Source organism: Rummeliibacillus sp. TYF-LIM-RU47 (assembly GCF_008638315.1).
GTDB lineage: Bacteria > Bacillota > Bacilli > Bacillales_A > Planococcaceae > Rummeliibacillus > Rummeliibacillus stabekisii.
Genome location: NZ_VVIR01000004.1, coordinates 137,692 through 150,724, shown reverse-complemented (window position 1 = coordinate 150,724; position 13,033 = coordinate 137,692). Strand labels below are relative to the sequence as shown.

The window sequence follows — 13,033 nt, the reverse complement described above, 5'->3', positions numbered from 1 at the left end:
CCTTTTAATCACTCAAAACTATACTTCTACTTCCAAATGGCGTTCGAGTTTGCGTTTAATTCGCTGCAAAGCATTATCAATTGATTTCACATGCCGGTCTAAACTCGCAGAAATCTCTTGATATGATCTACCTTCTAAATATAGAGTTAATACTTGGCGTTCTAAGTCACTTAATACCTGTCCAATCTTTTCTTCTAAACTATTAAACTCTTCTTGATGGATAATAAGTTTTTCCGGATCATCAATTGTTGCTCCTGAAAGCATATCCATAAGCGTTTTTGCTGATGATTCTTCTTCAAAAACAGGTTTATCCAGCGAAACATAAGAGTTCAGTGGTATATGCTTTTGGCGTGTAGCTGCTTTAATTGCTGTAATGATTTGGCGTCTGACACAGAGTTCCGCAAACGCCTTAAATGATGTGATTCTCTCGCCATTAAAATCTCTTACTGCTTTATAAAGCCCAATCATTCCTTCTTGCACAATATCTTCTTTATCAGCACCAATTAAAAAATAGGACTTTACTTTTAAACGCACTAAAGGTTTATACTTGCTGATTAAAAAATCTAATGCGTTTGAATCGGCATTGCATGCCATCTCGACTAATTGCTCATCCGAACAATCTTCAAGACGTATATGCTTCTCTTGCAAATGATCGCTTGTTACCAAAGTATCACCTCACCAGATGGCTATTTAGAACAAGTATAACGGAGGTGGAAATTATCAGTCAATCACTCAATTTATTTCCTCTTCGCATTTGTTCGAATTTTTCTAATACTTCTGCTGATAAAGGGATTTTAGAACTAGGCTTTTGTGTTTGGATTTTTTTTACTTTATGTGTTATTTGCATTTGGACTTCCTGCAGCTCAATTTCAAACTCACGCGCTGACTTTCGCAATGCGCCATTACCAAATGCGACGCTTTGCTCCGCCATATCAGACGTTGCCACATAAATCTTATTGCGTTTAGAAGTCAGCTCTGCCGTGAGTTTTTCAATGCGATCATCCGCCGTTTCCTTTGCCCTTGTATAGATCACTTCGACATCACTTTGTTTTAACTTTGTGGCAATGCCTGGTACAAGGTATGCATCAAAAACGACGATGACTCGCATCCCAGAATAGGCTTGATAGTCTGCCATTAACTCTATCAGTCGATCTCTTGCGTCTACAAGCTTATGTTCTTTTAAACGTTGAAGCTCCTTCCACGCACCGATAATGTTATAACCATCAACTAAGAGTATATTCATTCATGTCACCTAAATCTCATGGCGCTTGCGGTATACCTCGTACATCAAAAGAGAAGCAGCTACCGAAGCATTCAATGAGGTAACATGACCCACCATCGGCAAGTTGTAAAGGAAATCGCATTTTTCTTTTAAGATACGACTCATTCCTTTTCCTTCACTGCCGATAATGACAGCTAGCGGAAGTGTGGCATCCATTTTGCGATAATCAACAGAACCTTTTGCATCTGTCCCTGCAATCCATACGCCGCGTTCTTTTAACTCTTCTACTGTTTGTGCTAGATTGCTGACGCGAACAGTAGGGATGTATTCAATGGCCCCTGTAGATGCTTTAGCAACTACAGCTGTCAGACTTACCGACCGTCGCTTTGGAATAATGATGCCATGTGCTCCTATTGCATCCGCCGTCCGCATAATAGAGCCCAAATTATGAGGATCCTCAAGTTCGTCTAAAATAATAAAGAACGGATCTTCTTGGCGTTCTTTTGCCAATTGGAATAAATCATCAAGCTCTGCGTAATTGTAGGCTGCAACAGATGCCACAATTCCCTGATGGTTTTCGGAAGATAATTGATCTATCTTCTTTTTTGGAACAAACTGTACGATAATTCCTCGTTCTTTTGCCATACTTATCAATTCATTGATGCCGCTTTTTTTAACGCCTTCTGCAATCCATATTTTATTGATGTCTCTCGTTGAACGAAGAGCTTCTAAAACCGGATTTTTTCCGGCAATCATTTCTTTTGTTTGTTCAGTCACTTTTTCGCCACCTCTTCTCTCTTATTTTCGACTAATTGTATGGCATATTGAATAACTTGTTCTTGTCTTTCTTGCTGTTTCGTTAAATATAAAAAACCAAGAACCGCTTCAAAAGCGGAACTATAATGATACGTTTGTACATCTGTATTTTTGGGGACGGAGCCAGACTTGGCGTTGCGTCCCCTTTTTAATACAGCCATTTCTTCTTCTGTAAAAAATGCTTCATCCATCATTTGGCGAATGACCATCGCTTGTGCTTTAGCAGAAACATAATGCGTTGCTTCCCTGTGCAAAACATTTGGCTTTACTCGCCCAGTTTGTAGCAAGTGTTCACGGATGGCAATTTCTAAAACGGCGTCTCCCATATAAGCTAAAGCTAGCGCGTTCAGTTGTTTTACATCCGCCGTGCGCAGTTCTTTCACTTTTATTAACCTCGTTTCCATCGAACACCTTGGCGTGTATCTTCTAAAATAATATTCATTTCTTTCAATTGATCTCGTATTTCATCAGCACGTTTAAAATCACGATCTTTACGTGCTTGTTGTCTTTCTTCAATCAGAGCATCAATTTCTTCATCTACTAATTCCTCTTTCACCTCGAGCTCAAGGCCTAATACATGTGAAAGCTCAGATAGCGTATCAATAAAAGCAGTTAATACTTCTTTATTAGTATTTTCTTGGTTCAAGTACTTATTCGCTTCAGTTGATAAGCTGAATAAGGCAGCAATAGCATTTGCAGTATTGAAATCATCGTCCATAGCTGTTTCAAAATCCAGGCGTTGCTTTTCGATTTCATCCAAGTCCGATGTATCGGCATCTTCTAGGTTCGCAGATACTTGCAACCGGTGTTTTAAATTCGTATAAGAAGTACGTATACGTTCTAAGCCTGCGGCTGCTGCTTCCACTAAATCTTGAGCAAAGTTAATTGGATGGCGATAGTGTACCGATAGCATAAAGAATCTTAAAACTTGTGGATCAATTTGCTGAATAATATCATGCACTAAGATAAAATTCCCTAGTGATTTTGACATTTTTTCGTTGTCAATATTGATATAGCCATTGTGCATCCAATATCTCGCGAATGTTTTGCCACTGTATGCTTCAGATTGGGCAATTTCATTTTCATGGTGCGGGAAGGTTAGATCCTGACCACCTGCATGGATGTCGATTGTATCACCAAAATGATTGTGCACCATCACTGAGCATTCAATATGCCATCCTGGACGTCCTTTGCCCCATGGACTTTCCCATGAGATCTCTCCCGGCTTCGCTGCTTTCCATAAAGCAAAATCCAAAGCATCTTCTTTTTTCTCACCCGCTTCAATGCGAGCGCCTACTTTTAAATCATCTACTGACTGGTGAGATAATTTGCCGTAGCCTTCGAATTTACGGGTTCTGTAATAAACATCTCCCTGTGATTCATAGGCATAGCCTTTATCAACCAATACCTTAATAAAATCGATAATTTCATCCATATGTTCAGTTACACGTGGATGTGCATCCGCCTTTTGGCAGCCCAATGCAGTGATATCCTCAAAATAAGCGTTTATGAAACGTTCTGTTAGCTCAGGCACTTCTTCCCCTAATTCGTTGGCTGCTTTGATAATTTTATCGTCCACATCAGTAAAGTTAGAAACATATGTCACATCATATCCGCGATATGTTAAATAACGGCGCACTGTATCGTATACGATGACAGGACGTGAATTTCCGATATGAATATAGTTATAAACGGTTGGACCGCATACATACATCTTAACCTTTCCTTCTTCAAGAGGGACAAATAATTCTTTTTCTCTTGTTAACGTGTTGAAAATTTGGATTCCCATAAAATACTATCTCTCCTTTTTGTTTTCTTCTTGTTCTAAAGCGGTTATTTTTTCTTCTATTATCATTAATCGTTCTTCTACTGGATCAGGTATGTTTTGATGATCTAATTTTTGTTTATGGTTGACACGGACGCCATCCTGGATGACTACTTTACCTGGAATCCCTACAACAGTGGCATTTGGAGGGACCTCTTTTAATACAACGGATCCTGCCCCGATTTTACTATTCTCTCCAATTGTAATCGAACCTAATACCTTTGCTCCTGTGGCCACTAGGACGTTGTCATGAAGTGTTGGGTGCCGTTTACCTTTTTCTTTCCCTGTACCACCCAATGTCACGCCTTGATAGAGCGTCACATCATTGCCAATCTCGCAGGTTTCACCAATGACTACTCCCATACCATGGTCGATGAAGAAACGCCGGCCAATTTTCGCCCCTGGATGAATTTCAATCCCTGTAAAGAAACGGCTAATCTGAGAAATCGCTCTTGCTAAAAAATAAAATTTGCGTTTATACAAACGATGGGCAATACGGTGAGACCATATAGCATGCAAGCCTGCATAGGTTAACACCACTTCCATTGTGCTTCGCGCTGCCGGGTCATTATCAAAAATCGTTTGAATGTCTTCTTTCATATTCTTAAACATGTAAATACCTCCCCACAAATATCTAAGACATTTGGATTCAACAAAAAAGACGCCCCTGTCTAATGAAAGACAGAGACGCCTACTATGCGCGGTTCCACTCTGATTGGAAGCATACTTGCTTCCCGCTTGAACATCTTTTAACGGAGATTACCGGCTAAGTCTACTCTAGTGACTATTTCAACTTAACGCTCAGAGGTGCATTTCTGTAATTCATTGGCTCAGACCATTTTCAGCCGGTGATGGTCCTCTCTTTTAGAGCATGAATTGCGTACTTCTCCTCTTCATCGCTTTTATATCATTTGTTAGCTTCATTTTACAATGTAGCGAAAAAAAATCAATCAAAATAATAACCAATTAGAAATGATAAACCTATTTCATCCACTCTGCCCTACGACAGCATATGAATAAAGGTATTATTAAATGAATGCTTCGATTCGTTTAACAACAGTGTCTTTGCCCAGTAATGAAAGTGCATCATTTAGTTCTGGTCCATGCATTTCACCTGTAGTAGCTACACGAATTGGCATGAAAAGATTTTTGCCTTTATGGCCTGTTTCTTTCTGCACTGTTTTGATTGCTTTCTTAATGTCTGCAGGCTCAAATGATTCCAACTGTTGTAATTGTTCTTTGAACGCAGCCATTACTTCTGGTACTTGCTCTCCTGCAAGAACTTCTTTTTCTTCATCAGTATATGCAAGTTCCTCTGTGAAGAACATACGAGATAAATCAACAATTTCTGCTCCAAAGCTCATTTGCTCATGGTACAAACCAATCAACTTATTAGCCCACTCTTGTTGTTCCTCTGATAAGTTTTCAGGAAGAAGTCCTTCTTTTTGTAAGAATGGAAGGGTTAAAGTAACTACTTCTTCGCTATTCAGCTTCTTCATGTATTGGTTATTCATCCATTTTAGTTTTTGTTTATCGAACATGGATGGTGATTTAGATAGACGTTTTTCATCGAACTTTTCGATAAGCTCTTCTTTTGTGAAGATCTCTTCTTCTCCCTCCGGAGACCAACCTAAAAGAGCGAAGAAATTGAACATCGCTTCTGGCAGGTAGCCAAGATCTCTATATTGTTTCACAAACTGGATAATAGATTCATCACGCTTAGAAAGTTTTTTATGGTTTTCATTTACGATCAGCGTCATATGGCCATAGTGAGGTGGTTCAAAACCAAATGCATTAAATATCATTAATTGCTTTGGTGTATTTGATAAATGCTCTTCTCCTCTAAATACATGTGTAATATCCATCATATGATCATCAAGAACTACTGCATAATTATATGTTGGGATGCCATTTGCTTTTACGATAACCCAATCGCCGATATCTTTTGATTCAAAAGATATTTCTCCGCGAACTAAATCATCGAATTTATATACAACGTTTTCTGGCACTTTAAAACGGATTGTATAAGGTTCGCCTGCTTCTTCTTTTGCAGCTACTTCCTCTTTTGATAGATGTCTGCATTTTCCGTTATACATAGGAGCCGCAACGCCGCGCTCTTGCTGAGCTTCACGGTCTGCTTCTAATTCTTCTGTTGTACAGAAGCATTTATAAGCCATGCCCATATCAATTAGCTTATTTGCGTATTCTGTATAAATTTCTAAACGTTCCATTTGACGATATGGCGCATACGGACCACCAATATCAATTGATTCGTCGTAATCAATACCAAGCCATTTTAGGTTGTCTAATTGAGATGCTTCGCCACCCTCGATATTGCGGGCCACATCCGTATCTTCAATGCGGACAATAAAGTCTCCGTCGTGGTGTTTTGCATACAAAAAGTTAAATAAAGCTGTACGTGCGCCGCCAATATGTAAATGTCCAGTAGGGCTCGGTGCATAACGTACTCGAACTTTGTTAGTCATGTCTAAATCCTCCTATTAATCGTTCAAAAATTCAACTTTACCCATTTTACCACTGCTAGTATGAAAATTAAAGGAAGTCACTTTTTAATAAGCAAAATAGTTGCCATACTTGCAATTCCTTCTTCACGCCCTGTAAAGCCTAATTTTTCTGTTGTTGTAGCTTTGACATTTACTTGAGAAGGCTCTGCATGTAAAAGTTCCGCAATTCGATTTCTCATTTGCTCAATATAAGGCGCAAGTTTTGGCCGTTGTGCCATAATAGTGCAATCAACATTTCCTAAAGTATAACCCTTCGATTCTACGATCTCCCAAATGTATGAAAGCAATTTTGCAGAATCTGCATCCTTGAATGCCGGATCAGTGTCGGGGAAATGATGACCGATATCCCCTTCCCCAATCGCTCCTAATGCAGCATCCGTTACGGTATGTAATAATACATCCGCATCAGAGTGACCGATTAAGCCTTTACTATGAGGGATTGTAATACCGCCAATAATTAATGGGCGCCCTTCTTCAAATGCATGTACGTCAAAACCTTGTCCTATTCTAAACATGTTATCCTCCTATACGTTGACTTAAAATAGCATCGCCAAATATTAAGTCCTCTTTAGTAGTTATTTTAACGTTTTCATAGCTACTTTCAACTATATATACAGATTGTCCTAAACGTTCAACGAGCATCGCTTCATCTGTTCCTAAAAAATTGTCTGTTTCTGCTTGCTGTTCCGCCTTTTTTAAAAGTGTGAAATCAAAAGCTTGCGGTGTTTGAATCATCCATAAACTTGAACGATCAACAGTTCCTTTAATCTTTCCGTTCTCTACTACTTTCATTGTATCTTTTGCTTTTACGCCTGCAATGGCAGCACCTTTTTTCTCGGCTGCTTCTACTAATTCATGGATAATAGGCATGGTGATAAATGGTCTTGCCGCATCATGTACCAAAACAATTTGGCCATCCTCTATCTGCTTCACACAGGCTACAACACTATGCTGCCTTTCTTCTCCACCATTCGGCATAGCCTTCACTTTTGTAATATGGTATTTCTCTAATAGTGTTTGAATATAAGCTTTTTCATCAGGCTTTACAGCTAACCAAATACCTCTACATGCTTCATCCTGTTGGAAAACCTCTAACGTATGGATTAAGATGGGCTTATTTCGAAGCTCCAAAAATAACTTATTGTGTCCAGCAGCCATCCTTTTTCCACTACCCGCCGCTGGTAATATAACATCATACTGCATCCGGTTCACTCTTTCTTAATAGAAAAGGACAAGGTAAATTACCCTGCCTCTCTGCATTTTGTTACGGCAAGTGCCTACTAGCCTGCACTTTTGCCATTGTATTTTGGCTTAGCAAAAATCATACGCCCTGCTGATGTTTGCAGTACGCTTGTCACGGTAACAACAATTGCTTGGCCGATATATGATTTTCCTTCTTCAACCACAATCATCGTGCCGTCATCTAAATATGCAACACCTTGATTATGCTCTTTACCGTCTTTAATCACCAGCACATTCATTTCTTCCCCAGGAATGACCACTGGTTTGACTGCATTTGCTAAATCATTAATATTTAATACTTTCACATTATGAAGATCGCATACTTTATTTAAATTAAAGTCATTTGTTAAAATCTGACCGCCCATTTTTTTCGCTAAACGGACTAATTTTAAATCAACCTCTTGCACATCTTCAAAGTCTACTTCAGTGATCAAAACTTGTGTGGCTCTTTCATCTTGCAATTTTTTCAAGATATCAAGCCCACGGCGCCCTCTGGTCCTCTTCAGCGTATCAGATGAGTCCGCTATATGCTGAAGCTCAGTTAAGACGAATTGAGGTACAACGAACGTTCCCTCTATAAAGCCTGTTTCTGAGATATCAGCAATCCGGCCATCAATTATGACACTAGTATCTAAAAGCTTATACTTTGCATCGTCGAGTTCTACATCTTCTCCCATTGCCTTTTTCTTTGAAGCATTCGATGATTGAGCTTTCCCAGCTGTAAATACATGGATTAGCTCATCTCTCTTTTTAAAACCGACCTGGAATCCGAGATAGCCGAGAACAATGGACAATAGGACAGATAAGATAGGCACAATCGTAGTAATTAAAGGAATTTTGATGTTATCAATAGAAAAGCCAATTAGGTAAGCAAGTATCAACCCAATAATTAAACCTAATGTCCCGAACAACAAATCTCCTACCGGTGCTTTTAATAATTTATCTTCCATCCACCGAATAAATTTTACAAAGTAATCTGAAACCCAAAATGAGAAAGCAAATAACAAGATGGCTCCTACAGCCACTGATGTATACGGATTATTCAACCACGGGTTATCTGATAGATGAATGATTTGGTATAATAGCGGTAAGACAAATAAACCCACAGTCCCTCCAATAAAAAGAAACGCAATTTGGATTATTCCCTTTAACATTCAGGCACCTCCTTTTTTTATTTTAATTATACATAGTTTACCTTTGATGCGTCTTGTGAAACCTCTTTCTTACACCCTATGACAAAGATGGACTAATCTTGACACAGAACATGAAAAAGCATTCATTTAGCAAGTGCAACGAGGTGAAGCGGAATAGCTGCGAAGGTTTTCTAAGATGATGTGAAACTCTTAATATGCTGTTATTCAGGAGCTCACTTCTCAGCTAACCTTTATAGTGCCTTCTATTCCGACTCCTTATAATTCCCCCGATAAATATATAAATAACCAGGCATTACACAAAAAACATCTTATGCCTTATCAAAACTTAATTTTAGTGCTTGATTAACTGTATCTACCCCGACTACTTCAATGGTATCAGGATACTCAAAGCCACCCAAGTTGGATGCAGGGACAATCGCGCGTTTGAACCCTAGTTTGGCTGCTTCCTGAATTCTTTGTTCAATCCGTGACACTCTTCGCACTTCACCTGTTAAACCTACTTCTCCGATATAACAATCCATTGGTTTAGCAGCTGTATCTCTAAAGCTTGAAACAATGCTTACAAGAACCGCTAAATCAATAGCAGGCTCATCTAGCTTAACCCCACCTGCTACTTTGATATAAGCATCCTGTGCCTGTAAAAGCATGCCCATCCTTTTTTCTAATACTGCCATCAATAAGGATATTCGGTTCTGATCTACTCCTGTTGCCATTCGCTTTGGATAATTGAAACTTGAAGGCGTCACGAGAGCTTGTACTTCCACTAAGATAGGCCGAGTACCTTCCATCGATGCCACAACAGTGGAGCCTGGAGCACCCTGCGAACGTTCCTGCAGAAACAATTCTGAAGGATTTAATACTTCCTTCAAACCATTTTGGAGCATCTCAAATATAGCAATTTCATTAGTAGAACCAAATCTATTTTTTTGGCTCCGTAGAATTCGATAAGTGTGGTGGCGTTCTCCTTCAAAGTAAAGGACTGTATCCACCATATGTTCTAGTATCCTTGGCCCTGCAATTTGCCCTTCCTTCGTCACATGTCCAACTAAGAAAATCGCAATATTCTTCGTTTTCGCTATACGCATAAATTCAGCAGTACATTCTCTAACCTGCGAGACACTTCCCGGTGCGCTTGTTACATTCGGATGGTACACCGTTTGAATGGAGTCCACAATAACAAACTTGGGGTTCACTTCTTCAATCGTTTGATTTAGAAATTCAAGATTTGTTTCTGAATAAATGTAAAGCTCTTCGGATTTTACGCCTAGTCTTTCAGCTCTTAGCTTCGTTTGGCGAATAGATTCTTCTCCGGAAATATAGAGGACACGATGCCCTTTATTTGAAAGAATCGCTGAAACTTGCAGCAAAAGTGTGGATTTTCCAATCCCCGGATCCCCACCAATTAGGACAAGTGAGCCTGGGACAATCCCACCTCCTAGGACGCGATTCAGTTCGTTTAGTTCCGTTTCAATCCTTGGTGCATCTTCTGTTTCAACTGCAATTAATGGCGTAGCTTTTTGCGTTACAGACGAGGAATGCTGAAAAGCCCCTCTTGGCCCCTTGGATACTACTTCTACTTCTTCCACCATTGTATTCCAATCACCGCAACCAGGACATCTACCTAGCCATTTTGGCGATTCATATCCACATGCATTACAAAAAAACTTTGTCTTCTTTTTGGCCATTTTATATCTCCTGCCATTTTTAGTCTTACTCTTATTATAAAACAAGGCGTCCCAAATTTCGCATTTGGAACGCCTCACTGTTGCATATTATTTTTCAATATGTTGACATAAAGTTCACTATTTTGTTGCTAATTCTTTGACATTCACGACAAATTCTCCATCTTTTACATCAAATTCAACGCGTTGTCCAGTTAAGACAGTGCCTTTTAAGATTTCTTCTGATAGGCGGTCTTCTATATTTTTTTGGATAGCTCTGCGCAATGGGCGGGCACCGTATTGCGGATCGTATCCTTCTTCTGCAATTTTGTCGATTGCTTCCGTTGTAAGATCGAGCGTAATATCTTGCTCATGCAGGCGTTTTGTTAATTGGTTTACCATTAGGTTTACAATTTTGCGCAAATCTTCTTTTTCTAATGAGTGGAAGACAATCATTTCGTCGATACGGTTTAAGAACTCTGGACGGAATGCTTTTTTCAATTCTTCCATCATGACACTTTTTGCATTTTCTTGGCTTTGTGATGCACTTTGAGCACCAAAACCAAGTGATTTGCGGTATTTTAAGGCCTCTGCACCTACATTGGATGTCATTATAACCACCGTATTACGGAAGTCCACTACACGGCCTTTAGAATCCGTTAAACGGCCATCGTCCAACACTTGTAAGAGGATATTGAAAACATCCGGGTGAGCTTTCTCAATTTCATCAAGCAAAATAACAGAATATGGTTTGCGGCGTACTTTCTCTGTCAGCTGACCACCTTCCTCAAAACCGACATACCCTGGAGGCGATCCAACAAGTCGAGAAGTCGAATGTTTTTCCATGTATTCGGACATATCTACACGGATCATGGCATCTTCATCACCGAACATTACTTCAGCTAAAGCCCGGGCAAGTTCTGTTTTACCAACACCTGTTGGGCCTAAGAATATAAAGGAACCGATTGGACGTTTTGGATCTTTTAATCCTGCACGAGCACGGCGAATCGCTCTCGAAATAGCTTCAACTGCTTCGCTTTGGCCTACTACTCGTTTATGCAACTCATCCTCTAAGTTCAACAGCTTCTCTGATTCAGCTTGCGCTAGTTTAGAGACTGGGACACCCGTCCACATGGACACAACTTCCGCAATATCATTCACCGTTACTTTAGATTCTGATTTACCTTGCGCTTCTTTCCATTCTTTTTTCGTGCTGTTCAATTTATCTTTAAGCTTTTGTTCAGAATCACGTAAGGACGCAGCTTTTTCAAATTCTTGAGATTGGACTGCAGCCATTTTTTCAGAATGAAGTGAGTCTAGCTCTTGTTCTAACTCTTTTAAATCTGGTGGTGTTGTAAATGAACGCAACCGGACTTTAGATCCTGCTTCATCGATTAAGTCAATTGCTTTGTCGGGCAAGAAACGGTCTGAAATGTAACGGTCTGACATTTTAGCAGCCGCTTCAATAGCTTCATCTGTAATTTTGACACGGTGGTGAGCTTCATAACGGTCGCGCAGCCCATTAATAATTTGAATAGCTTCATCCACTGATGGTTCATCGACTTGTATTGGTTGGAAGCGACGTTCGAGCGCTGCATCTTTTTCAATGTACTTGCGGTATTCATCTAATGTTGTAGCACCAATACATTGCAATTCTCCTCGAGCAAGTGATGGTTTCAAGATATTTGAAGCATCAATTGCTCCTTCTGCTCCACCAGCACCAATCAATGTGTGCAACTCATCGATAAATAGGATAACGTTTCCTGCTTGGCGAATTTCATCCATTACTTTTTTCAAACGATCTTCAAATTCACCACGGTATTTTGTACCTGCTACGACCGTTCCCATATCAAGTGTCATAACACGTTTATCGCGCAATGTTTCAGGCACTTCATTGTTCACGATTTGTTGTGCAAGACCTTCTGCAATCGCTGTTTTACCGACACCTGGCTCCCCGATTAATACAGGGTTGTTTTTAGTACGGCGAGACAGCACTTCAATTACGCGTGTAATTTCTTTGCTGCGTCCAATAACAGGATCCAAGCTGCCTTCTCGTGCTATTTGAGTAAGGTCTCTTGCTAAGCCATCGAGCGTAGGTGTATTAGCTGTCGGCGCACTATTATTGCTTGCTTGTGGATGATCATTACTTCCAAGCAGTTGTAGTACTTGCTGACGGGCTTTGTTTAGACTGACACCCGCATTATTTAACACACGAGCTGCTACACCTTCGCCTTCTCGAATTAACGCAAGCAATAAATGTTCTGTACCAATGTATGAATGGCCCAGTTTGCGAGATTCATCGACTGATAATTCAATGACCTTTTTAGCACGTGGTGTATAGTGTACTATCGGGCCTACATTTTTAGTGCCGACACCAACCAATTCTTCAATACCTTCTTCAATCATTTCTGTACTCACGTTGATTGCTTCAAGCGCTTTTGCCGCTATGCCGCCTCCTTCACGTATGAGGCCAAGCAAAATATGTTCTGTGCCAATGGCTTCGTGTTTCATACGAATTGCCTCTTCCTGTGCTAATTGCAGAACTTTTTGAGCGCGCTGTGTAAATCGATTGTACATCATGAAGATCC

At 39.9% G+C, this 13,033-nt stretch carries 12 protein-coding genes and 1 other annotated feature; all 12 genes read right to left on the bottom strand.

The features are described 5' to 3' along the window. Nucleotides 1–18 precede the first annotated feature (18 nt). A complete protein-coding gene (sigH, locus tag F0527_RS14360; RefSeq protein ID WP_066790960.1) occupies nucleotides 19–666 on the bottom strand; it encodes an RNA polymerase sporulation sigma factor SigH in 648 nt (215 codons plus the stop codon). A 58-nt stretch (nucleotides 667–724) separates the two neighbouring features. Next, nucleotides 725–1,243, bottom strand: coding sequence for an NYN domain-containing protein (locus tag F0527_RS14355; RefSeq protein WP_066790963.1), 519 nt, complete (start codon nucleotides 1,241–1,243; stop codon nucleotides 725–727). Nucleotides 1,244–1,252: 9 nt separating this feature from the next. After that, complete coding sequence (rlmB, locus tag F0527_RS14350) at nucleotides 1,253–1,999, bottom strand: 23S rRNA (guanosine(2251)-2'-O)-methyltransferase RlmB (RefSeq protein WP_190323503.1); 747 nt, start codon at nucleotides 1,997–1,999, stop codon at nucleotides 1,253–1,255. Then, entirely contained in the window at nucleotides 1,996–2,421 is a 426-nt protein-coding gene (locus F0527_RS14345; RefSeq protein ID WP_269465571.1) for a Mini-ribonuclease 3, read from the bottom strand. The genes rlmB and F0527_RS14345 overlap by 4 nt, the downstream gene beginning before the upstream one ends. A 5-nt stretch (nucleotides 2,422–2,426) precedes the next feature. Continuing rightward, the gene (cysS, locus tag F0527_RS14340; RefSeq protein ID WP_150285380.1) at nucleotides 2,427–3,827 is read right to left on the bottom strand and encodes a cysteine--tRNA ligase; all 1,401 of its coding nucleotides are present in this window, start codon (nucleotides 3,825–3,827) and stop codon (nucleotides 2,427–2,429) included. 6 nt (nucleotides 3,828–3,833) lie between these two features. After that, nucleotides 3,834–4,475 (bottom strand): serine O-acetyltransferase, encoded by a 642-nt coding sequence (gene cysE / locus F0527_RS14335; protein ID WP_150285379.1) that lies wholly within the window; start codon nucleotides 4,473–4,475, stop codon nucleotides 3,834–3,836. 68 nt (nucleotides 4,476–4,543) lie between these two features. Beyond that, nucleotides 4,544–4,769: a binding site (T-box leader), on the bottom strand. 122 nt (nucleotides 4,770–4,891) lie between these two features. Next, the gene (gene gltX / locus F0527_RS14330; protein ID WP_066790972.1) at nucleotides 4,892–6,349 is read right to left on the bottom strand and encodes a glutamate--tRNA ligase; all 1,458 of its coding nucleotides are present in this window, start codon (nucleotides 6,347–6,349) and stop codon (nucleotides 4,892–4,894) included. 77 nt (nucleotides 6,350–6,426) lie between these two features. Then, a complete protein-coding gene (gene ispF, locus F0527_RS14325; protein WP_066790974.1) occupies nucleotides 6,427–6,903 on the bottom strand; it encodes a 2-C-methyl-D-erythritol 2,4-cyclodiphosphate synthase in 477 nt (158 codons plus the stop codon). A gap of 1 nt (nucleotide 6,904) precedes the next feature. Beyond that, complete coding sequence (gene ispD, locus F0527_RS14320) at nucleotides 6,905–7,591, bottom strand: 2-C-methyl-D-erythritol 4-phosphate cytidylyltransferase (protein ID WP_150285378.1); 687 nt, start codon at nucleotides 7,589–7,591, stop codon at nucleotides 6,905–6,907. Between the two features lie 77 nt (nucleotides 7,592–7,668). Beyond that, nucleotides 7,669–8,784 carry a PIN/TRAM domain-containing protein gene (locus F0527_RS14315; RefSeq protein WP_150285377.1) on the bottom strand — a complete coding sequence of 372 codons (1,116 nt, stop codon included), beginning with the start codon at nucleotides 8,782–8,784 and terminating at the stop codon, nucleotides 7,669–7,671. A gap of 308 nt (nucleotides 8,785–9,092) precedes the next feature. Continuing rightward, nucleotides 9,093–10,469 (bottom strand): DNA repair protein RadA, encoded by a 1,377-nt coding sequence (gene radA, locus F0527_RS14310; protein ID WP_147197434.1) that lies wholly within the window; start codon nucleotides 10,467–10,469, stop codon nucleotides 9,093–9,095. 117 nt (nucleotides 10,470–10,586) lie between these two features. After that, a complete protein-coding gene (locus tag F0527_RS14305; protein ID WP_150285376.1) occupies nucleotides 10,587–13,025 on the bottom strand; it encodes an ATP-dependent Clp protease ATP-binding subunit in 2,439 nt (812 codons plus the stop codon). Nucleotides 13,026–13,033 lie beyond the last annotated feature (8 nt).